General features: G+C 48.7%; 28 protein-coding genes. 2 read left to right on the top strand and 26 right to left on the bottom strand.

Annotated elements, in window-relative coordinates; all coding sequences use genetic code 11:
• Window positions 1-17 precede the first annotated feature (17 nt).
• On the top strand, window positions 18-3950 hold the full coding sequence (locus tag AB5062_RS04975) for a hybrid sensor histidine kinase/response regulator transcription factor (RefSeq protein ID WP_118292368.1): 3933 nt from the start codon (window positions 18-20) through the stop codon (window positions 3948-3950).
• Window positions 3951-4215: 265 nt separating this feature from the next.
• A complete protein-coding gene (locus AB5062_RS04970) occupies window positions 4216-4461 on the top strand; it encodes an RNA-binding protein (RefSeq protein WP_005850829.1) in 246 nt (81 codons plus the stop codon).
• Window positions 4462-4863: 402 nt separating this feature from the next.
• Here AB5062_RS04970 and AB5062_RS04965 read toward each other — a convergent pair whose 3' ends face one another.
• The 26 genes from AB5062_RS04965 to AB5062_RS04840 all read right to left on the bottom strand — a co-directional run bounded on the left by AB5062_RS04965 (window position 4864) and on the right by AB5062_RS04840 (window position 19636).
• On the bottom strand, window positions 4864-5067 hold the full coding sequence (locus tag AB5062_RS04965; protein ID WP_004303920.1) for a hypothetical protein: 204 nt from the start codon (window positions 5065-5067) through the stop codon (window positions 4864-4866).
• 10 nt (window positions 5068-5077) lie between these two features.
• Window positions 5078-5476, bottom strand: coding sequence for a hypothetical protein (locus AB5062_RS04960; protein ID WP_008143073.1), 399 nt, complete (start codon window positions 5474-5476; stop codon window positions 5078-5080).
• Window positions 5473-6003, bottom strand: a complete 531-nt coding sequence (locus AB5062_RS04955; protein ID WP_004293684.1) for a hypothetical protein — start codon at window positions 6001-6003, stop codon at window positions 5473-5475. The genes AB5062_RS04960 and AB5062_RS04955 overlap by 4 nt, the downstream gene beginning before the upstream one ends.
• 162 nt (window positions 6004-6165) lie before the next feature.
• On the bottom strand, window positions 6166-6822 hold the full coding sequence (locus AB5062_RS04950) for a hypothetical protein (RefSeq protein ID WP_008143069.1): 657 nt from the start codon (window positions 6820-6822) through the stop codon (window positions 6166-6168).
• Entirely contained in the window at window positions 6794-7117 is a 324-nt protein-coding gene (locus AB5062_RS04945) for a hypothetical protein (RefSeq protein WP_004293682.1), read from the bottom strand. The genes AB5062_RS04950 and AB5062_RS04945 overlap by 29 nt, the downstream gene beginning before the upstream one ends.
• 154 nt (window positions 7118-7271) lie before the next feature.
• Complete coding sequence (locus tag AB5062_RS04940; RefSeq protein ID WP_229118740.1) at window positions 7272-7712, bottom strand: hypothetical protein; 441 nt, start codon at window positions 7710-7712, stop codon at window positions 7272-7274.
• Window positions 7696-8004 (bottom strand): LPD28 domain-containing protein, encoded by a 309-nt coding sequence (locus tag AB5062_RS04935; RefSeq protein WP_008143065.1) that lies wholly within the window; start codon window positions 8002-8004, stop codon window positions 7696-7698. The genes AB5062_RS04940 and AB5062_RS04935 overlap by 17 nt, the downstream gene beginning before the upstream one ends.
• Before the next feature lie 22 nt (window positions 8005-8026).
• Window positions 8027-8683: a hypothetical protein gene (locus AB5062_RS04930; RefSeq protein WP_008143063.1), complete on the bottom strand. Its 657-nt coding sequence runs from the start codon at window positions 8681-8683 to the stop codon at window positions 8027-8029.
• Between the two features lie 3 nt (window positions 8684-8686).
• Complete coding sequence (locus AB5062_RS04925) at window positions 8687-9022, bottom strand: hypothetical protein (protein WP_004293678.1); 336 nt, start codon at window positions 9020-9022, stop codon at window positions 8687-8689.
• Complete coding sequence (locus tag AB5062_RS04920) at window positions 8998-9591, bottom strand: hypothetical protein (RefSeq protein WP_008143060.1); 594 nt, start codon at window positions 9589-9591, stop codon at window positions 8998-9000. The genes AB5062_RS04925 and AB5062_RS04920 overlap by 25 nt, the downstream gene beginning before the upstream one ends.
• A 12-nt stretch (window positions 9592-9603) precedes the next feature.
• Window positions 9604-10110, bottom strand: coding sequence for a hypothetical protein (locus tag AB5062_RS04915; protein ID WP_004293676.1), 507 nt, complete (start codon window positions 10108-10110; stop codon window positions 9604-9606).
• 22 nt (window positions 10111-10132) lie between these two features.
• Window positions 10133-10579 (bottom strand): hypothetical protein, encoded by a 447-nt coding sequence (locus AB5062_RS04910; protein WP_004293675.1) that lies wholly within the window; start codon window positions 10577-10579, stop codon window positions 10133-10135.
• A 38-nt stretch (window positions 10580-10617) separates the two neighbouring features.
• Window positions 10618-11094 carry a hypothetical protein gene (locus tag AB5062_RS04905; RefSeq protein WP_008143055.1) on the bottom strand — a complete coding sequence of 159 codons (477 nt, stop codon included), beginning with the start codon at window positions 11092-11094 and terminating at the stop codon, window positions 10618-10620.
• 101 nt (window positions 11095-11195) lie between these two features.
• On the bottom strand, window positions 11196-12098 hold the full coding sequence (locus AB5062_RS04900) for a hypothetical protein (RefSeq protein ID WP_004293673.1): 903 nt from the start codon (window positions 12096-12098) through the stop codon (window positions 11196-11198).
• A gap of 20 nt (window positions 12099-12118) precedes the next feature.
• Window positions 12119-12823: a radical SAM protein gene (locus AB5062_RS04895; RefSeq protein ID WP_008672671.1), complete on the bottom strand. Its 705-nt coding sequence runs from the start codon at window positions 12821-12823 to the stop codon at window positions 12119-12121.
• Window positions 12824-12840: 17 nt separating this feature from the next.
• Window positions 12841-13344: a hypothetical protein gene (locus AB5062_RS04890; RefSeq protein WP_127075366.1), complete on the bottom strand. Its 504-nt coding sequence runs from the start codon at window positions 13342-13344 to the stop codon at window positions 12841-12843.
• Between the two features lie 11 nt (window positions 13345-13355).
• Window positions 13356-13619 (bottom strand): hypothetical protein, encoded by a 264-nt coding sequence (locus AB5062_RS04885; protein WP_004293670.1) that lies wholly within the window; start codon window positions 13617-13619, stop codon window positions 13356-13358.
• Window positions 13600-13779, bottom strand: a complete 180-nt coding sequence (locus AB5062_RS04880) for a hypothetical protein (protein ID WP_004293669.1) — start codon at window positions 13777-13779, stop codon at window positions 13600-13602. Before AB5062_RS04880 ends, AB5062_RS04885 begins: the two co-directional genes overlap by 20 nt.
• Before the next feature lie 34 nt (window positions 13780-13813).
• Complete coding sequence (locus tag AB5062_RS04875) at window positions 13814-14332, bottom strand: hypothetical protein (RefSeq protein WP_018665676.1); 519 nt, start codon at window positions 14330-14332, stop codon at window positions 13814-13816.
• A gap of 32 nt (window positions 14333-14364) precedes the next feature.
• On the bottom strand, window positions 14365-14784 hold the full coding sequence (locus tag AB5062_RS04870; protein WP_004303935.1) for a hypothetical protein: 420 nt from the start codon (window positions 14782-14784) through the stop codon (window positions 14365-14367).
• 19 nt (window positions 14785-14803) lie between these two features.
• On the bottom strand, window positions 14804-15124 hold the full coding sequence (locus AB5062_RS04865; RefSeq protein ID WP_004293666.1) for a hypothetical protein: 321 nt from the start codon (window positions 15122-15124) through the stop codon (window positions 14804-14806).
• On the bottom strand, window positions 15125-15475 hold the full coding sequence (locus AB5062_RS04860; protein WP_018665675.1) for a hypothetical protein: 351 nt from the start codon (window positions 15473-15475) through the stop codon (window positions 15125-15127).
• The gene (locus tag AB5062_RS04855) at window positions 15472-16143 is read right to left on the bottom strand and encodes a tyrosine protein kinase (protein ID WP_368326824.1); all 672 of its coding nucleotides are present in this window, start codon (window positions 16141-16143) and stop codon (window positions 15472-15474) included. Before AB5062_RS04855 ends, AB5062_RS04860 begins: the two co-directional genes overlap by 4 nt.
• 142 nt (window positions 16144-16285) lie before the next feature.
• A complete protein-coding gene (locus tag AB5062_RS04850; protein WP_119993140.1) occupies window positions 16286-17158 on the bottom strand; it encodes a DpnD/PcfM family protein in 873 nt (290 codons plus the stop codon).
• Window positions 17155-19059 carry a hypothetical protein gene (locus AB5062_RS04845; RefSeq protein ID WP_018665672.1) on the bottom strand — a complete coding sequence of 635 codons (1905 nt, stop codon included), beginning with the start codon at window positions 19057-19059 and terminating at the stop codon, window positions 17155-17157. Before AB5062_RS04845 ends, AB5062_RS04850 begins: the two co-directional genes overlap by 4 nt.
• Complete coding sequence (locus tag AB5062_RS04840; protein WP_018665671.1) at window positions 19046-19636, bottom strand: hypothetical protein; 591 nt, start codon at window positions 19634-19636, stop codon at window positions 19046-19048. The genes AB5062_RS04845 and AB5062_RS04840 overlap by 14 nt, the downstream gene beginning before the upstream one ends.
• Between the last annotated feature and the right edge of the window lies 1 nt (window position 19637).

The following is a 19637-nucleotide window of genomic DNA, read 5'->3' as shown; positions in this document are numbered from 1 at the left end:
CAAACCTTGAGTAAGCAATGAAAACATCTGCCCACAACATACGAATCCTGTCCTTGCTCCTTCTATTCACTCTACTGCATTCTATATCAGAAGCCAAACAGTACTTTTTCCAACAAATCCCCTCTCAAAACGGACTTTCCTCCATGGTACGCTGTATGGAAGTCAGTCAGGAAAAAGGATATGTCTGGATAGGGACACGCTCAGGAATCGGACGATTCGACGGTTACGAACAGCGAAGATATCTGCGCGGTAATGTCACACATATTTTGGAAGATGAAGAACATACCATTTGGGCCATCACAGAAAAGGGAGTATTCCGCTACAATGAAAAAGAAGACAAGTTTACCCTTGTGCGGGATAAAGACAACAATCCGGTAATAGCCAGTTCTCTTTGCCTATGGGAGGACGGAGTAATCTTCGGGGGAAGAGGCAGTCTATACAAATACAACTATGAAGACCATATTATCAACCTGTTCCATACGTTGAAGCCGAACGGCAAGTATCATATTTCCAATCTTTACCAATGGGATTCCCGCACTCTCCTGGCCACCAACCGATGGGCAAAAGCTCTGTTTATTGATATCGCTACGGGCAACACCCGTCCTGTTCCCTTCAACAGTGAACAGATTATCTCACTGTTGATTGATAAAAAAGGGAATGTATGGGTAGCTCATTACAATCAGGGAGTAAGCTGTTATGACCGCAATGGAAAACAATTACAGACCTATCATACACAAAACTCTCCCCTCAAAACCAATGTAGTGCTATCATTAGAAGAGCATAACGGACAAATATGGATGGGTACAGACGGAGGAGGAATCCATATTCTCAATCCGCAGACCGGCAAGATATCGACATTGAGGTACATTCCGGGAGATCGTTACTCCTTGCCTGCCAACTCTATTCTTTGTCTATATAACGACAAAAGCGACAATATGTGGGCAGGAAGTGTACGTAACGGATTAATCAATATTAAAGAGGTAGGAATGAAAACCTATCAAGACGTACTGCCGGGACAGAATTACGGACTGAGTGAGAAAACAATCCTATCCATTTATCAGGACCATGACAATCAAATATGGATCGGAACAGACGGAGGGGGCATCAACCTCTTCGACCCGGCCACCGGAAAGTTTCATCACATACTTTCTACCTGGGAAGAAAAGGTGGCTTCCATCACCGGCATGGACAAAGACCATCTGCTGGTTTCGCTATTCAGCCAAGGCCTGTTTATCTTTCATAAAGAAACCCACCGATATCAGCCGCTTGTCATTATCAACGACAGCATTAATGATATTTTATGCCATCGGGGAAAAACAGTCAATGTATATCAAAATACTCCTGAAACCATTTTGATGTTATCCGAAATACCTTATAAATACCATATTGGTAAAAAGCAATTCATTCCCATCACCAAGGGAAAAGGCATCACTGATATTGTCGGTACATTGTTACCCATAAACAGCACAGGAGAGGATTGCTATCTGCACGATTTGGAACATATCTATCATATCAACTCCAGCCTCAACGAACTGGAACTTATATTTACCTGTCAAACAGACACCGTGTTCAATTCTGTTTCACAAGACGAGAACGGATTGCTATGGATAGGCAGTAACCATGGTTTAAGTTATTATAATCCGGGTACAAAGCAATATACCCTTGTCCCCAATACCCTGATTAATGAAATAAGCTCGCTCATTTGTGACCGGCAAGGACGTGTATGGATAGGAACGGAAGAAAAATTATTCGCATATCTGATTAAAGAAAAGAAGTTCATCTTATTCGGTGAACCGGACGGAGTGGTACAAAACGAATATCTGGAGAAACCCCGGTTGCTCTCTTCATCCGGAGATGTCTATATGGGAGGTGTAAACGGCTTGCTACATATCAACCGGCACTTACCTGACGAACCCGCACTTCTCCCCACTCTTCAACTGGCCGACATCCTAGTGGGCGGAGAACGTGTCTACGACCGGATATCAAACGACCACCAACTTAGTGTCAATGAAAAAAGCAAACCGATCATCATCAAAATCATCACCCGTGATAAGGATATTTTCCGCAAACCCATGTATAGATACACCATTACAGGACTGAACGGACAAAACATCTATTCTTATTTACCGGAAATAAACTTAAGCAGTCTGCCTACAGGCAGTTATCACATAAAAGCCGCCTGTAGTACCCGCAACGGTGACTGGACAGCAGACTATGATATTCTTACCCTGACAGTACTGCCTCCCTGGTATAAATCCGGCTGGTTCATCCTAAGTTGCACCCTTTTTATCTTCATCAGTGTCATCCTCACTTTCATCCTGATATTGCGCAACAAAGAAACCAAGCTAAAGTGGGCAATGAAAGAACATGAACAGCAGGTATACGAAGAAAAAGTGCGCTTTCTCATCAACATCAGCCATGAGCTCCGGACTCCACTGACCTTGATACATGCACCCTTGAAACAACTAATGGACAAACTTACCGCCGACAACGAAAATTATCCGTTGATCCAAAGCATCTGTAAACAATCTGAACGGATGAAGAACATTCTGAATACTGTTCTGAATGTTCGCAAAATGGAAGTAGGACAAAGCACACTCCATATCCAGAGCATACAATTGGATGAATGGGCGGAGCAACTGATTTCCGATTTTAAACCGGAAGCCTCCGTCAGAGGCATCACGCTCGTCTATCAACCTGAGCCGGAGATTCAAACCTTGTGCTTCGACAAAGAAAAATGTACCACTATCCTGACCAACCTATTAATTAACGCATTGAAATATACTCCCGATGAGAGTACAATCAGCATTTCAACCCGTTTGTCGGAAGACAGGACAAGAGTACGCATATCCATTTCCGACCAAGGTCCGGGACTGAAAGATGTGGATACCAACAATCTCTTTGTCCGCTTTTACCAAGGCAACAACAGTCGTCCCGGCACAGGAATCGGATTGTCCTATTCTAAAATACTGGTCGAACAACACGGAGGCAACATTGGAGCCTACGACAACAAGAATTTCGGAAGTCCGGGAGCCACTTTCTGGTTCGAACTTCCATTAAATACCGAACCGGGAAATATCACGCTGCACCCACAAGAATATCTGAATACACTTTTGGCACCCACGCAAGAAACAGAAAGCATTCCCGAACAACAGGAAGAAAATAAAACAGCCCAAAGCCATACCTTATTAATAGTAGATGACAACAAAGACCTGACCGATTATCTGGCAACAGCCCTGAAAGACCGGTTTAAGACAATATGGGTAGCCGCCGATGGAGAGGAAGCATTGCGTCTTTGCCGGGAAAAACGTCCTCATATAGTTGTAAGCGATATCCAAATGCCCCATATGAATGGCTATGAGCTATGTAAACAAATAAAAGAAGATTTGGAAATAAGCCATATCCCGGTTATCCTGCTCACTGCACGTAATGACGAAGAAAGCCAACTATATGGTTATAAAAACGGAGCAGACGCCTACATCACAAAACCTTTTGAAGTAAGTATGCTGTATGCAATTGTCTGTAGCCAACTGCATAACCGGGAACGGATGCGTACCCGCTATACAGACATCGGTCCTCTGCCGCCACCCGAAGAAGGAACCTTCAGTTCGGCCGATGAAGAATTTTTAAATCGCCTGAATCAGATAATCACAGAACATCTGGATAACGAACAGTTGGGTATTCCATTCATTTGCAACAAAATAGGAATCAGCAGAGCTTCTTTATACAATAAGCTGAAAGCATTGACAGATATGGGAGCCAACGACTATATAACCAAAATACGTATGGAGAGAGCTATCTGGCTTATTCTCCATACAGAACTCAGTGTCAATGACATAGCAGATAAGACAGGATTCTCGACCGCCAGATATTTCAGCACTGTATTCAAACAGCATACAGGTTGCTCCCCTACCCAATACAGAGAGAAACCGCCTGTCAACACTCAATAACCCTATAAAACCCTGTTTTCATTCCATGTTATGTTAATTTCCGACCATTTATAATAATAAATGATATATAATATGGAATAAAAGCAGAGATATAGTGCATTATCCAAATGAAAGAGTTTACTTTGTCCAACAAACAATTAGAGATTTATTCTAGTTTTATTCTCATCATGTATCTTCTCAGTTATCCACATTGAGTATATTCATTCCTGATTTAGAGCTTCTTGAAATTTCGTTGTTAGATTATTAATTTTTTATATTGACAGTTATGAATATGTATGTTGGAAACCTTAGCTACAACGTTAAGGAAGTAGATTTGAGAGAAGTTATGGAAGAGTATGGAACAGTAGGCTCAGTCAAGTTAATCATTGACCGTGATACAAGAAGATCAAAAGGTTTCGCCTTTGTCGAAATGCCGGAAACTTCAGAAGCTTCAAACGCTATCAAACAGTTGAACGGCGTAGAATATGCCGGCCGTCCAATGGTAGTAAAAGAAGCCTTACCCAGAAATTAATAGAGTAAACTTGATAGACAAAGAAAAAGGATTTTCCGCAAAGGCAAACTTTTTTTGTTTGATAATTGATTGATAACCAGTAGTTAGTTTCGCTTAAAAAAGCTAATCTCTACTTATAAGCATACATAGAGGGTTTCAATAACCAACTGATACTGAAGACAAAAGTATATAAAAAAGTCGGATTGTAAAACACTGGAAAAGAACCTTCTTTTATCAATCAAGGAAATCAAAAAGTGTATAGAGCAAAGTGGCGCATGTATGGTATAGATAATTCCGTACATGCGCCACTTTCTTAATCATCTGATTTGCATTGATTTACATTAATTGTTATTATATACTATCATTTGGTACTGATAAGCATTGATTTTGCTTGTGGGGTGTATTATTGTCCACCTAAAAAAATCAAGAATATCTCCTTGAAACGGGTTTGACGAGCAGGTCGATGTGCTCGTGTTCAAGGATATGTTCCATAGCCTTGTATATGGGCATCTTTTCGATACCGGCAATCTTCAGGGCTTCCATCTTGATGGTATTCTCGATGAGCAGCAGGTAGTCTTCCTCCTTCAGCTCAACATATTTCTGTGACTGTGATTTTAATTTTGCCATATTGATGTTGTTATTTGTTTCCGAAGTCGGCAGGAATCTCACCCCACAGGCGGTTGTCCCAGTGCAGCACTTCGATGTCCTTGATTCTTGCCTCCATCACTTTGAGGAATATCTCCGCTTTCTGCAATGCCGGGCATCTGCGTGAAGAGGCTGTCTGTTTGTTACAATACCACGTGATGGCTGTAATGCTGTCCGAGTAGATTGTTCGCGGACTTTCCGGATGTTCCATGACATATCTGACCGCCTCGACAATGCCGAGAAACTCCCCGATATTGTTCGTCCAGTTACCGATAGCTTTGGAAAAGAGTTCTTTTCCTGAAGAGAGGTCGACAGCCCGGAAGCGTGTCAACCTCTCTTTTGCAGAATGGGCACCGTCGGTCGCAATACCCACGACCGGTTTTTCTTTCATTGAATTCCTCCCTGATGTCTGTCTCCCGTATAGATGAACCCGTCGGATTCCATACGTCGTACCAGAGCACGCGCCTGATTCAGATAGTCGGTGATGACACCTTCCTTGTACTTGATATCCTTGCGTCCCTTGAGGATTTCCAGCACACCGTCTATTGTGCGGCTCATTACGCTCTTGCCGTCTTTCGGGTCGAAGAAAATCTTTTTGTTGCCGAACGTCACAGTTACTTGATACAATGTCTTCGGGACGATCACTGTTTCCACATGCGCCTGAAATAACACGGGGGTAGCGGCAACGACTACATACCCGTTGGCTTTGTGCATGGGTTTCAACTCTACCGAGTATAGTATGTTTGGCTCGAGAGTTCCTTTCAGGTCTTCCGAAAGGACACAAATCTGCTTGCCGAATCTTGAGTCTTCACGGACTCCCATCAATTTACGTGTCTTGGAATGGCGCGAAACGAACCCTATCAGTTCGCCCGTCTCTTCCGATCTCGCAAACTTCAGTTGCGATTTTTCCGATGTCATATTACTGTTCTTTCATATTCAATCTATTGCTTTCAATTGACAATCTGTTTTCAATGGGTCACTTTTCCATACAAATATATGCCAATTTTTCACGCCAACAAAACGTTTTAGTTATTAATTTTCAGATGGTTATGTGTAATATATATAGAGAAAAGGCTGCATTCAGTACAGCCTTTCCTCCTCTGTAAAATGACTGAAACGCTCGTCAGTATCAGAAGTTTGCAGTAGATAACGGCATTTCCAATAACGGTAAATCCGCCTTCCGTTGGGTATACAGTGATTTATATCGTCAGCATTCAGATATTGGTTCCCTTGTTCCGTACCGTGGTGCATCCATGTAGCGCACCCGGGCAGGTCCGGGTTGTTCCGGACATAGAAGTCCATTTTCTCTTTACCGGCGACAAAGATATTGTGTATCCGTACGTCCTTATCGATAGGAAACCGGTAGGCGTACAACGCGAAGTCACAGATGTCGGTTTCCAGCAGGTTGCCGCCAAAGTGTTCGGGAGCTTTCCGTTTCAGGTTCTCGAACCCCTCCAGAATACCCGGCCTGTCGCATATCTCGGCAAACCTTTCATCCGTTACCGGCTCAGCCGTCGCATAAACCACCCGAAAACCATTATCCGTACTGTCCAGTACCATGACATGCGCGACTATCCCCGGTGATTTGTTGATACTTTCGTCAATGCTGTCCGAGTCCGTGGTCAGACAGCATTTCAGCGTTCCGATGATTAATACCGCTACCACCAACAGTGTCCAAGGACCTATTGCTGCCGCTATCAATACCAATTCATCGGCCCGTTTCCGTATTTGTTTCATTGATTTTGAGAATGTGGCGGCCGGATACCCCCCGGACCTCGGACACGCATACCTTGCATCCTGCATCCAGCAACCGGTTTCTACATTCTTCCAAGGCGGCGTCGGAAATCCTGATGGCAGGTATACCCGCCGCCGTCATCTTGAACCGGGGCACTTCCGTGATCCGGGTAATCGTTTCGGCATCATCAAAATACGCCTCGAATGAATCTCCGACATGGAAAAGGATGATGGTTTCCACGCCATGCCTTTCCTTCATGCCGCCGTAACAGCGGCGAATAATCTCTTCCTTTTTCATATCAAATAGATATATTAGGTTTGATGTCAGCCAAACATGAAAGTGCCTGTAATCCGTTCAACTGCCGGGCTTTCGTCCGAAATACATATACAGACTTTCTTCATCTGACAAATATACAATAAATTACGGAACGACCCATGTCTATTGCATGAAACTATCCTTTCATCTTCACCTCCCTTCTTTCAAATTGTTCGCGGATGATTTCAACGAGTTGTCCGATGCTGTCGATTTTTTGACTCTTACCGCAGGCTTTGCCATGGAACAATGGCGTGAAGTACAGGTTAAAATCCTCATCGATGGAAAAACCTCCCACGAGGACGATACCCGCCTTGATACGGTAATACTCGCCGTACATGGCGTAATCATCCGTAGTTTTGGTGAACCCGTACTCCGGCAACAAGTCCGGCAAAGTGTCCAGGATCGGCCGGATGACATCCTTGAGAAAATTCGGGGTCTCAACTTCCTTTTTCCGTTTCCGACCTTTTCTGCCGGTTCCGTTATCGTCTTGCAGGTAATGGGCATCGAAACGATCCCGATACCTTTCTGTCAGTTCCTTAATATCCATATCCTTTATACATTTAATTGTTTTCCTCAAGCCACTCTTCCAGTGTCATGGAGTCCTCGAAACCGTATTCGTCAATCTGTACATAGCCGTCCTTTTCCGTGATAAACTCTTTCCTGGTCAGGATGGTTCCGCCATGATTTACCATCACCGTCGGTTCGATGGTCGCCAGACGGTCCCCGTCATCCGACTCCCGGATATCGTATGCGTACAGTCCCTCCGGAACGGCATTCCGGTCAATCCGCATATCCGTAAACAATGCAGGCGTGTCATTGATGGTCATAGACTCAAAGGTCTCGTTGCCAATGTTTTCTTTTGTAATCATATTTATTGATTCAAATAGTTTATTATTCCTGCTTGGGAAGTTCAATGGCTCTTACCCAATTGTTCCGGTCATCAAAACATTCATCATTGATGTTGGCCGTAAATTCCAGCGGTATCATCTTCTCAACCCGCGTTGCGGGGTTATTTTCGTAATCAACGATGATTTTCCCGGCCGGAACGTCACGTTCAAATTCGTCCAGCGGGAAAGAGAATATCCATATTTCCCGGTCTTTATCTTCCCCAAGAAACGCCTTGAGGTTGTCTGTATAAGCCTGGCATTTGTCCCACGAGGTTTCCACGAATGAAATGATTTCCTCTTCCGGTTTGCCGGTACGGTCTTTCAGGAATGCAACGGCATTCCCTTTCCAGATATCCTGCTCGACACAGAGTTCCAGATAACGTTCCCAGACTGTCACCAGCCAGTCCATGTTAATCTCATGCAGGTGGCGGCAGGTGAAACGCTCCCGGCTTTCCGCGTTGTAAAGCGTGCAGCTTCCGTCCGTGCGTATCTCCTCCAACCGGTACATGGTGTATACCGGTATCCCGTGCCCATACCCGTCTTCCCCTTCCTCCTCGACATATACCGTATGGGGCAACATATTTTCCGGCATTTTCGGTATCGCACACAGGTTGGCTATAACTTCCTGTTCCAACGCTTTTTGTTTCTCCTGTATTCTCATTGTCTATCCATCTTTTAGTATGATTTTACCTTCTTGAAATAATCTCTGTTTGTAACGACGGTGGTTGCGTATATTTTCGGTATGTTTCTTCCGGTCATATTTATACAAGCCTTTTGCCTTGTTCTCTCTCAGCAGTTCCTTGTTCCGCTCTTCGCTTTCTGGGTTCACAATGAAGGTTATCAGCCTGCGGCTGACACCGTATTCCCGGGCAAGCTGGCGCTGGCTGACAGCTTCTGTCATGTAACGGTGGAAAATTTCAGCCTTCTGAAAAGGAGTGAGCTTCTGCCTGCGGTCATATTGTGTCCCGCTGATGATTATTCCCGAGCTTTTGTATGGCATAGTGAAGTCTGTTTTTCGTTTGTGGTCCATGAATGGTAGATGCGTTGTTTGCCATCTAAGGAGAGTAGAAACCAGCGGCTATAAATCCGTTCCAGCGTTTCGGTGTCGTGCCCGTATATCGGTCCCAGTTCGTTTGCAAACATCGCCGCTACCTTCAGCCTCCTGGTATCGGACAGCTTCTCCCACCAGCGGCAAATGGTCTTGTACTGCTTCACGTCCGTTACAAGGTCCGGAACCGGAGCGGAGGAGATATATTCCGCCTCTTTGCCGCACGGTGCCTGCCAGAACCCCTGTTCGCAAAGAGCGCGTTGCTCGTCACAAACCCGTTCTGCAAAGGATTTGAGTGCCATTTGGAATATCTTTCTTTCCAGTTCCTTACGTTCCATGGACAGTTCATGCACACCCACGTTCAGCCCGTGCTTATTGCGTTCATCCGGGGAAAGCTTGTTGCTCAAGGCTTTCCTGACCAGTTCCAGCCGTTCTTTCAGAGGGCCGTATTCGTTGTTATCTAAATACCGGTTAAACAGTTCCTGTTCGTTTCCGGGCAGTATGAATATATTTTCCATCATGCATCATTTAAGTTATCGGATGTGAATAGGATATATCGCAGTGGATAGCGGGTGTCGGGGTGCGGAAATAGCCACGAGATCCCGTGCCGTCAAGGGGCGCAGAAAAACGGCATCGAACTCCTGAGTATCGTCTTCACGGATATCTCGGACTTCAATGATCCATGTGCCTTCATAGCGGCACCAGGCAATCACCTCCAAAATCATTTCCTTTCTGTAGTCAGCCGGTCCGTCCCCGAAACTTTCACGTATCCGCTTAATTGCATCGTCTGTCAGCCGGACAAATTCCCCTTTGCGGAACGGAGCTTCCGGCGTAACGGCAGGAGTCAGCATCTGCCAGTCTTCATGTCCGTCCAGGTCTTCCACAGCCATTGCGTAGGCTTTGTATTCAGCTTCGGTCTCGAAATGTCGGGTTATCACATATCCCCCGGATTCGGCCGTGCTCTCCACCGACGAGATATCCCCGGTTTTCCTGTATATGCTTACAGTATCCTTACCGAGTAGAACTTTTACTGTTATCATTATTGCAGATGGTGTGGTTTTATTATAAATGGAACTCCACGTCTTCCTCCTCGAACTCCGTGTCGTGGTCCTCGTTGTACCCCTCGACGGTCGAACCAGGGACATAGGTCTCTCCGCCAATCCCATAACGTCCGGCATCGAGCAGTTTCCGAAGGGTTTCGGTGTCCCCGTTTAGAATCCTTTCGATGTCCTCCCGGCTGCCCCGGACGCTAATTCCGAGACGTAGCCAGAGATTTTCCTCTCTCGAGGTGTCCGCCTCTTCCGACCGGTGGCGTATGATATGATAATCACTCCATCCGTCGGCATCGTTTACCCCGGCGATGTAGGCATTGTACTCCGCCTCAGTCTCGAACTCTTTCTCGTCCACGACGCCCCCGTTATCCGCCAGCCATTCTTCAGAAGGCAGTTCATTGTTCTCTTCATATTCCCGTACGGCGTCCTCGCCGAAAATCGTTGTTATCTTTATCATGTGTCTTTGGGTTTTGAATATTTGTTATTTAATGGTTATCAAACTCGTTTGCCCGAACCGGTTTGATTCGGTTCGCAGACAGCCACCCGGTTTCCGGCGCGTATCAGTTTGGGGAGATACACGTCCAGGTCACGAAAAGAAAACCGCAGTTCCTTGACGCCTTTCCCTTGCCCGTCGACGCGTTCGGCGGTGGCAATGCCCAAAATGCCGGAAGCGGCGATGGCATCATCCTCATACAATTCACAAGATTCCCCGTTTCGGAAAATGTACAGGGCATCCGGGTGCGCCGCTTTCATCTCGCGGTATTTTCCCATCATGTCGGAAACTCCCGGGACATTTCCGTTCCCCGTTACATTCCGGGTCTTCAGTAGGTTCCTCGTGGCGTCGATGTCGATGAAATTCGTCCAGCCGGCTTTATGAAGTTCGACAGCAGCTTCCCGCAGGGATACCTTCCCGTTCTCGACCTCCTCTTTCAGGGATTCGAGAATGTTCTTGATTTTATAATCATTCATCATATTTTTTATTCTTTGGTTACATTGTTACTTGTTCCGACGGTATTCCGGTCAAGGGGAAAGCACCCGTGGCCTCCGGTAACCCGTCGATACACTGCCCGTCGTCAGGATTTCCCCGACAGGTAATGCCCGATGGACTTGTAACGGTTAGGAATGTTCGCGTTCTCGTTGAAACCGTTCAGGCAGTGGAGCAAGGCATCTTCGAGCGTGACATAACGACGGTCGAAAGTTTGGATATTATCCAGACAATAAGCATTTACAGCGTATTTGAAAGGCGCGTACATCCTTTCGTTCTCCCGCTTTAAAATGACAAACCAGTCGAAATGGAGTTTCAAGCGGAAACCGTCGCTCTCGCCGACTTTCATCAGCCGCTCTTTGTCGAGAAGCCGCCGCACGAGTGTGGCGTCGAGCTGACGGGTATACTCCCTGTACGCCTTGATACGGGCCGTGTAAGCCGCGGCATATTGTTCGATGTCCGTTTCTTTCAGCCGATGTTCCGCCGGGTAAAAGTCCAGCACCTCTTTCGTCGTGACGGGAATTTTCAGGTCGTCCACCCCGATCTCGTAGGTCTTGTTTTCCAACACGTCGTGGAACTCGAACCCTTGAATTCCCATGAGGGTAAATTCTCGCGTCGGGTCAGGGAGCGCAAGTGATTTGAGCTCTTCGAGGTCGCGGCACACGGCCACGACCGGATACTTCTCGACCACGTCTGACGGGCCTCCGATGCGGATATACGCCTTTTCACACCCGTCGTAATCACCATGCCGGACAATGTCGCAGCAGGTGTAGTTGGGGGCGGCACGATGCCGCGCCGTATATTCCGTCCAAAGCTTGTCCAGCCCGGCTTTTACTTCGTCAGGGTCGGTCAGGGCAACGTTGCCGCACTGGCTGCACCGGCCGTCCGACAAGGCGTTGCGGGTAAATTCGAGGAACTGTCTGGTGTTCGGGTCGATGACGGCGGTACATTTCACTCCAGTGCCGCCGCAGATACTGCATACGATTGACATAAGTTTTTTGATTTGTGTATTTATTCGTACAATCTTTCTTTTTGACGCTTTTTCAAGGTCATCCGGAGATATTGCATCAGTTTCCCGCAGGGACACAGGGCATGTTCCCGTTGGCGGGCATAACTCAGGTCCCCGTTGGAGAGAACCATGCCTTCAGCATTGAGACAGAGGTCGCCGTAAACGTAGTTCTCCTCCGTAAGATAAATCCCATGAACAGGGTTCGGAAACCCCTCCGTGCTGCGGCCTTCCCGGAAAAGGAAGATACGCTCGGCCTGTCCCCGGACTCCGAAAAAGGGATACGGGGAAAGTGCCGCGAGCGTGGCGGCATGCTCTGCCGGATCATGGAAGCGGTCGTCGCTCATTTCGAGCATGTGGCCGGAGTCCTGTTCCTTTTCCTCCTGGTACTCGTACAGTGCGGCGCAGGCTTCTATGAATTCCTCCGAACGGGATGTGGCAGAGCCGTTGGTTACGATATAAAAGTCATTGACAGTAATACCGTAGGCGCGTACCCGTTCGAGGATATGGCGGATGGCCCGGACGTTAAGCGACGGCTCGCCGCCCGTGATGTTGAAATGGTGAATATGCCTGACATGCCGCAGCAGGTTGCTTATATGTTTCAAAGGGATATCCACGGATTCGGCATCTCCCCGCATGCAATGGGTACAGCGCATGTTGCAACGTCGGGTAATCTCGATGCAGAGATTCTTGATATATAGTTCTCTCATATTCGATGTAGTTCGGCTTAGGTTTCATCCGGGATTTCCTTTCCCGTGTAAGGATTATACAGCGGTGTGTTGCCAACTGCCTCGGCGTCAATAGCGAAACTGCCACGGCCTACGTCGTAGAAGAGTTCCAGCTTTAGTGGCGTTGAAGCGATGACTTTCTCAGCCTCGGCTTGTGACAGGCCTGAATACATCAGGCATTTGACACGACACCGGAACATTTCCGGATTGGTTTCCGGCGTGGTAACTACATCAACGACCTCGCACACTTCATCCGTGATGGCGAAGCGGTCGGGATTGGGTGTGCCGTTCCTTCTAGAGCCGTCCGATGCGGCATGTCCGGTGATTGAATGGTTCCGCACCTTTTCGGCGGGATAGGTCTTATCGCCTTTGGCGAAATACGACTTGCCGGAGACGACACAGGCATGATAGATTACGTCGTGGACCTTTCGTCCGTTGTCAAGTATAATTGTATAGACCGTTCCCTCCTGCAAGACAGGAACGGCATTCGGTTTATGAGACATAAGATTTGTTTTTAGCTGTTTATGAATTTCGGTCTTGCACGCCGCATGATGTGTAGGTCATCGTAACCGATGGCTCTCAGTTCGGAAAGCGGGTTGCGGTACTCCTTTTCATGGGCTGGCCGTGTCATGGCGATCACGCCCGCATAGTCGGCTGCGCCATGCTGGCCGACATGCATGTAGGAGGTTATTTCACCCCGCCGTCCGCTCCACGGTATGTCCGGGAACAGGGCGATGACCTGTCCGTCGGGATAGCGTCTAAAGACCACCTTCGTCATTTTTCCCGCAGATTTCCGTGTCGATTTCATAGTCCCCGTAATTTTTGAATTCATAGTCCACTTCGCTGATAATTTCGTCAACCTCTTCGTCCGTTATCTCATCGGCCTTCGGGTTGTCGATATCGAGCCGTACGGTCAGGTAGATGGTTCTTGTTGCCATAATATCATACATTTTTTAGTGTCACAAAGCCGGCCTATGACAGGCCGACGGTATATTTCTCTATCAGCCGCTTCCGGTACGCCTTGTCCTTTCCGGCGGCAAGGCTTGCCAGTTTGCGGATATTCCGGTTGGCTTTTTCCGCGACCTGCTCCACGGTCGGTCCGGGAGTCATGAAATCACGGCATCCGGCACTGCAATACAGCTGCTTTTCCTTGACCGTCCTGCCACAGGCCGGACACCGGCGCTTGCCGTCACGCTCCAGCACTTCCAGAATATTGGCATGAATGCCTTTCCACCATTCAATACGGTCTATGTCATAATCGTAGACGGTTATCGTGTTCCCGAAACTGCGGGCTTCGACCTCAACGGCAATGCCCTCATCTTCAAGGCAAACCTTCAATACCGGGTCTTCGTGAGGCTCACAGTGCCTGTCATACCAGATGATATAGGTGGGATCGTCCAGTTCGTCAGGCTCTCCCAGACAGAGTTCCGTAAGACCGTTGTTCACGAGAATGTTGCGGATGGCGTCTTGTAAATCTTTGATACAGTCCATTGATATTTCGTTTTATGGTTGTTCCTCATTCGTCAGTTCATCTCCGAAGCGTGGCCGACGAACTGGAAGATATCGGCGTATTGTTCGCTGTAGATATAGAATCCGTCCCGTTTTTCCCCGGTCTCCGCATCTATTCCGTCAGCAAGGAGATATTCCCCGTCATCCGTCAGGTAGACATCGGTAAGCTTGATACGGGGCGTGTCGTGCTTCCCGTACAAGGTTGTCGTGACGGGGAAGTTGTTGTCATCGAGTTCCTCCTCTTCTGTAAGGCCGAGTGATACGCGGCCATATTGTGCCAGGAACTCCAGCATGAATTTCAGCATGGCTTGCTCGGCCTCGTGCAGCCGTCCGTCGATAAAGGCGTACTGGGTGGCGAACAGATGCAGCTTGTCGGCGCTCATTTTGTCCGGGGCTTTGCCCGGCTCCGCATTGTCTTTCTGTATTTTATCCATATCTGTCATATTGTTGGTTTCATGTTTCCAGCGGGGTGAAGGAGACGGTCAGTATCACTTTCTCGTCACCCAGGTTGAACACTTTCAGGCAGTCGTTACTGATAGTCCTTTTCAGGATGTCTCCCCGGTATCGGGAATTGCGTACCTTGAAGGTAAAATCATCAATGAACGAGCTGATGCAATGAAGCACGTGGTCGAATTCTTCCTTACCATACCGTTCCATTTCAGGGAAAATGCCTTTCAGATGCGCCCGCAGGCTCAATATGTAGTTCGGGGTCTTGCCCGTGATTTTTCCCGAGTATGTGATTTTGTATTTCCTGTCCATGATATGCCGTTCCATTTAATCGTTACTGTCATACCAGCCCTCGATCTCATCGAAATAGCCGTTCGAGTCCCATTCTTCCAGCAAGGTGGTCGGGTACGTCCATTCAAGGCTGTAAAACAGATCCTGGCACACCTCTTCATTACCCTTGCACAGGGCGAGCAGTGAGTTATGCGTGAAACAGCCGTCACTGCTCTCCGGCACACGCCAGTCCTCACGGTCTTCTGCCGCGTATTCGGGTATATAGCACACTTCATCGGGGCGGTTGAGAAAGGCATCCTCGTTCTTGTAGATGTTTCCTTCCCCTCCGTATTCCAGTTCATAGAACACACCTTCCGGCGTTTCTATCCTGTTGCCAATCTCTATCATAGCGTTGCCGTTTCGTGGGTATATATAATCACCATCCGGGAGGAGAGCACCTTGTCGCGTACCGTGGGGTTGGCGATTGCCCAATCGGAATGGAAATGCATGTCCGGAATGGATGCGGTGTCCACAATATCGCCCCCGTTTTCCAGATGGAGATAATCCGGCTGATACAGGTCGCAAAGGAATTTGCCGTCCGTATCGCTGATGGCGTATATCTTGCCGTCGAGTGCGGCCGTCATCTCCTCCTCGCTGCGGTAGACCAACAGGTATTTACAGCCGGTCTTCATCTCTTCCGCAATCCGCTTATGCAGTTCTTCAGGAGATAATTCACGCAGTCTTGACACGACCGCCCCGATACTTTCCACGGCATCGTAGCTGTCCAAGGCATCATGGCAGGTCGTTTCAAACTCCTCTTTCGGACGACCCGCAAAATTGATGGTACGGACTTCCTGCCCGTGCCCGCCGAGCAGGTAAAAGGGCGTACCGTTCCATTGTTCCTTTCTGACAGAGAGCGGCCGGGAGCATTCCCGTGTCTGCCGGTTCACAACGGCATACAGTTCCAGACTTTTCCCGCATTCCATACGCAGGATATGCCGGGCGAACTCCGTAAATGTCATGATTTTGATTCCTTCCCCGTTCGCCGTGAAGAAATCCTGTCTTGTCTGTTTCATAAATCCGTTTTTTTAAGAGTAGGTAATCGTTTTGTATAAGGGGTGGAATACTCACCTCGTTTTGAAAAAAAAAAGACCGCCGCAGCCGTAGCCGCGACGGCCCGTCATCATTATGGCATGTGATGAACAGGTTCTATTTTCGTTATTCGGCCTCGTAGTACGGTACGCCGTGCCTTACCACTGCTTTTTCCATTTCTTCCCACCAGATTTCACTATGGCGGTCATTGTCAAAATCTATGGGCTTTCTTTTACCGAGCCGCAGCCGGTCCCGTGTCTCCATTTCCGTTTCGTACACAATCTGTTCCATTTCTTCGTCCGTAACATGGTAGGTATCGAACGGCTCCGGCAGAGATTCCAACTCCCTGCGTGACAGCTCGGATTGCCCGCAGGTGAAAACCTTGTCATAGAAAGCGTCATCTTTCGGCGGCAGTTCGGGTTCCTGTTCCGGCAGCACATCCAGATAATCCGACTCGTACAGGTAGTTTTCGCCGCGCCCCTTCGTCTGCCGGTTGTTCTTGAACTCTTCCAGATCACTTTCCGTCAGGCGGAATTCCTTCTTCTTACGCCGCAGGTACTCCATCATGTTTTCGAGGGAGGAGAACGGGGCTATGAGCTCCATGGAAGAACGGTTGTGCCAGGCATCGCTCCGGTACAGCAGGTAGACCTGCGGGCGGTTCCGGGCCGCCTCCTTACGGTATTCGCCGAACTCATACAGGGCGTTGTCGAAACTTCCGAATGCCAGCCGGACTTTGTCTTCGACGGATATGGACTCCCGGCATTCCTCAAAACGGCGTTGCACGTATCCGATGAAACCCACGTCTTCCAGAGTCTCCATGACCGTGATGTCATCAGTCGAGAGCGCGATGTCAGCTCCTGCGAAATTGTCGGCTGACAGCACGTGTTTCTCTTCATTGTATTCGTCTTCCGCCCTGCAGACGGCCAGACCGGGCGTTTCCGCCTCGATCTCCACGACCTTACGGAGCGTCTCTTCGATAGCTATCCGGTATTTTTTCATTGTATGATGTTTATTTGTTTCAGTTCACGTTTGTAGTTTCTCAATGACGGCTTGTGCCCTTTCTCCCTTACGATCTGGCGCATCTGTGCAAAGGTGTATGCCTTCTCCATGTCCAGGCCGTAGTCCGTGGCGAATGCCGTCATTCCGATATAGCAGAAGCCGAACTTCCGGTGCAGCATGTCGGCCGTATAAGGAGTCATGTCTTCCGCCAGGGTTACGGGGACAGCCATTCCCCGGATCTTGAACTTCAAGCCCTCGATAAGGGTCCCGCAGTTGTCGCTGTGGTAGGTCAGGTCCCTGCGGCGGGCGCAGTAACCGATGGTCTCGCCCATGAAGGTGTTGCGGAAGATTTCCGTACGGTTCAGGTCCTTCAACTTCTCGACACCGTAATAGCAGACCGCCTGTACGGCTTTCAACGCTTTGTCCACACGGGGTTTGACAAAGCGGGGGTCGTTTTCCGCCACGATCTTTTCCAGCCACGTGCGGTGGAAGGTTCCGACAGGCACGTCGAACACCTTCTCCGGTGTGCAGTATTTTGAATCCGACCGCGTCATCATCAGATGTGCCGAGGACGGCTCGTATTGTTCTTTCAGGTAAAAGGCCAGACAGGTATTGCCGACTTTGCAGTAAGTATAGTCGTCACGGCTGTTTTTCAGCGACAGCATCGTGGTTTCCCCGCCGTAGAACTTCTCGGGCAGTCCGGTCTGTCGGCAGAACTCCGTGAGGAAATGTCCGGGGATGGCACGTGCATAACTGCGCTCCCGGTAGCACTCCTTCGCCATTTGTGGGGTGATGAACCGTTTGGCAAAGTCACAGATATGGTGATGGCCGTAATCATACGCCGCCTGCGTGTTCGCGTAGGTCTGGAACTTTTTGGGCATCTGGCGGAACCAGCGGAAACACGTCCCGTGCTCCATGCAGTAGTCGACAAATTCCCGCGTCCATACATTTTCAGGAAATTCGGGACAGTTGCCGTTTCTTCGGATGAATGCCTTGCACACTTCCACCGTGAGCAGGGATTGTTCAGTTTCCTCGTCGATATAGCAGTTCGTCTCCCGTTTGCTGTTATCGATGGCAATGACCAGTCTTTCCGGTGTCTTGAACCGCTTCGGCAACTCCCCGAACATGTAAGGGTGTTTCTCCATCAGCCGGTCCGCCAGCATGTCGTCCAGATATACCGACAACGGCTTGAAAAACTGGGGGTCTGTGATGAAGTTTTTTCCTTCGGTCGAACAGACAGCCGCATGGAGAATCTCATAGGAATAGAACCGGGCGGGAACAAGCGAGAGGTCATGTTCCGCCATCTTGCGGTAGTATGCCGCAGTCTTGAAACGGGACGGCACGACGGCATCGGTAACCGTGCTCAATATTTTCATCCCGTCGAGCATCCCGTAATAGAACTCTTGAGTCTTTACCTCAACGGGGACATATCCGAGGATAAGCCCCGTTTTCATGACGGCGTCTGTCCTGCTGTCCGTGTAATACGGGTCGTAAATATAGCTGCGCAAGGCCAGGTATGCCAGTTGTGCGTCCCAAAGGCGTTCAGGTATGAAGGCGAGAATGTCGAAATCCCCGCGTCCGTTTCGGATGACCGCTTCTGCCATTTCTCGGGTAACCATTGCTTCGGGAACGGCCGTGATATTCTTCGTTTTTTTGCGCATGGCGTAGTCACAGACTGCTCCCGAACGGTACGCCTCCGGAATATTGCGCAGCTCGAAGCTGTGCCAGCTCTCCGTGCTGCCCGCGATGATTCGTTCTATACGTCCGGGTGTGAGGAAACGTCCCGGAATATGGCTCAGCACCTCTATTTCCTTGCTTTCGACGGCTGCTTCCACGATCTCTTCCGTGAACAGGTGTTCCGGCAGCCATTCTATGGCCGATACGATGTTATTGTGCCGCATACAGTTTCTTTTTAAGGTTGGACGAACGGACGATTCTCACAAGGCGGCACCCCCGGTAGACATAGAGTATCCTGGATTCCCGTTCGGCGAGTTCCTCAAGTCCCTGCCAGTGCTGCGGTGTATTTATCTTTTCGAGTCGGACATGGTTGTTCACATATACCGTGATCGGTTTCATGCTGTCATGGGAGGGCGTATCTTCGACGAAGAGCGGCAGTTCACAGTATTCTCCCTTGTCCATGACATGCCATCTGCCGTTATCGAACAGGAGGCACGTGTCCTCCATGCGGCCGAAAATGTCTGCGTTGTCCGCGATGCGTGATGCGGATTGCCGCGGTGTTTCCCGTCCGTCACGGATCTTTGAAAAACAGTGGACGGTATCGCCGGTTCCTGTCCATTTTCCATAGGGTGACGGTCCCAGTTTTTGTATGTCGCCCAGCGACAGCAGGGCATCTACCCGTCTGTCATTGGGATAGAACACCCGGAGTTTCCTCACAAGGTCTTTTGAAAGCGTCTCATGGAGCGCCTTGATGTGCCGGACACTGCCGTCCGGCAACAGTTTTCCGATTTGTATGCTCATA

The sequence above is a fragment of the Phocaeicola sp. RTP21359st1_B8_RTP21360_211022 genome, assembly GCF_040911965.1.
Lineage (GTDB): Bacteria > Bacteroidota > Bacteroidia > Bacteroidales > Bacteroidaceae > Phocaeicola > Phocaeicola vulgatus.
The sequence above is the reverse complement of the archived record's forward strand: the minus strand, read 5'-3'. Positions and strand labels throughout refer to the sequence as shown.

Excerpts from the sequence above, each read along its gene's own strand:
- AB5062_RS04975 (WP_118292368.1), top strand. The coding sequence starts at position 18 with ATGAAAACATCTGCCCACAACATACGAATCCTGTCCTTGCTCCTTCTA.
- AB5062_RS04970 (WP_005850829.1), top strand. The coding sequence starts at position 4,216 with ATGAATATGTATGTTGGAAACCTTAGCTACAACGTTAAGGAAGTAGAT.
- AB5062_RS04965 (WP_004303920.1), bottom strand. The coding sequence starts at position 5,067 with ATGGCAAAATTAAAATCACAGTCACAGAAATATGTTGAGCTGAAGGAG.
- AB5062_RS04960 (WP_008143073.1), bottom strand. The coding sequence starts at position 5,476 with ATGAAAGAAAAACCGGTCGTGGGTATTGCGACCGACGGTGCCCATTCT.
- AB5062_RS04955 (WP_004293684.1), bottom strand. The coding sequence starts at position 6,003 with ATGACATCGGAAAAATCGCAACTGAAGTTTGCGAGATCGGAAGAGACG.
- AB5062_RS04950 (WP_008143069.1), bottom strand. The coding sequence starts at position 6,822 with ATGAAACAAATACGGAAACGGGCCGATGAATTGGTATTGATAGCGGCA.
- AB5062_RS04945 (WP_004293682.1), bottom strand. The coding sequence starts at position 7,117 with ATGAAAAAGGAAGAGATTATTCGCCGCTGTTACGGCGGCATGAAGGAA.
- AB5062_RS04935 (WP_008143065.1), bottom strand. The coding sequence starts at position 8,004 with ATGATTACAAAAGAAAACATTGGCAACGAGACCTTTGAGTCTATGACC.
- AB5062_RS04930 (WP_008143063.1), bottom strand. The coding sequence starts at position 8,683 with ATGAGAATACAGGAGAAACAAAAAGCGTTGGAACAGGAAGTTATAGCC.
- AB5062_RS04925 (WP_004293678.1), bottom strand. The coding sequence starts at position 9,022 with ATGCCATACAAAAGCTCGGGAATAATCATCAGCGGGACACAATATGAC.
- AB5062_RS04920 (WP_008143060.1), bottom strand. The coding sequence starts at position 9,591 with ATGATGGAAAATATATTCATACTGCCCGGAAACGAACAGGAACTGTTT.
- AB5062_RS04915 (WP_004293676.1), bottom strand. The coding sequence starts at position 10,110 with ATGATAACAGTAAAAGTTCTACTCGGTAAGGATACTGTAAGCATATAC.
- AB5062_RS04910 (WP_004293675.1), bottom strand. The coding sequence starts at position 10,579 with ATGATAAAGATAACAACGATTTTCGGCGAGGACGCCGTACGGGAATAT.
- AB5062_RS04905 (WP_008143055.1), bottom strand. The coding sequence starts at position 11,094 with ATGATGAATGATTATAAAATCAAGAACATTCTCGAATCCCTGAAAGAG.
- AB5062_RS04900 (WP_004293673.1), bottom strand. The coding sequence starts at position 12,098 with ATGTCAATCGTATGCAGTATCTGCGGCGGCACTGGAGTGAAATGTACC.
- AB5062_RS04895 (WP_008672671.1), bottom strand. The coding sequence starts at position 12,823 with ATGAGAGAACTATATATCAAGAATCTCTGCATCGAGATTACCCGACGT.
- AB5062_RS04890 (WP_127075366.1), bottom strand. The coding sequence starts at position 13,344 with ATGTCTCATAAACCGAATGCCGTTCCTGTCTTGCAGGAGGGAACGGTC.
- AB5062_RS04885 (WP_004293670.1), bottom strand. The coding sequence starts at position 13,619 with ATGACGAAGGTGGTCTTTAGACGCTATCCCGACGGACAGGTCATCGCC.
- AB5062_RS04880 (WP_004293669.1), bottom strand. The coding sequence starts at position 13,779 with ATGGCAACAAGAACCATCTACCTGACCGTACGGCTCGATATCGACAAC.
- AB5062_RS04875 (WP_018665676.1), bottom strand. The coding sequence starts at position 14,332 with ATGGACTGTATCAAAGATTTACAAGACGCCATCCGCAACATTCTCGTG.
- AB5062_RS04870 (WP_004303935.1), bottom strand. The coding sequence starts at position 14,784 with ATGGATAAAATACAGAAAGACAATGCGGAGCCGGGCAAAGCCCCGGAC.
- AB5062_RS04865 (WP_004293666.1), bottom strand. The coding sequence starts at position 15,124 with ATGGAACGGCATATCATGGACAGGAAATACAAAATCACATACTCGGGA.
- AB5062_RS04860 (WP_018665675.1), bottom strand. The coding sequence starts at position 15,475 with ATGATAGAGATTGGCAACAGGATAGAAACGCCGGAAGGTGTGTTCTAT.
- AB5062_RS04855 (WP_368326824.1), bottom strand. The coding sequence starts at position 16,143 with ATGAAACAGACAAGACAGGATTTCTTCACGGCGAACGGGGAAGGAATC.
- AB5062_RS04850 (WP_119993140.1), bottom strand. The coding sequence starts at position 17,158 with ATGAAAAAATACCGGATAGCTATCGAAGAGACGCTCCGTAAGGTCGTG.
- AB5062_RS04845 (WP_018665672.1), bottom strand. The coding sequence starts at position 19,059 with ATGCGGCACAATAACATCGTATCGGCCATAGAATGGCTGCCGGAACAC.
- AB5062_RS04840 (WP_018665671.1), bottom strand. The coding sequence starts at position 19,636 with ATGAGCATACAAATCGGAAAACTGTTGCCGGACGGCAGTGTCCGGCAC.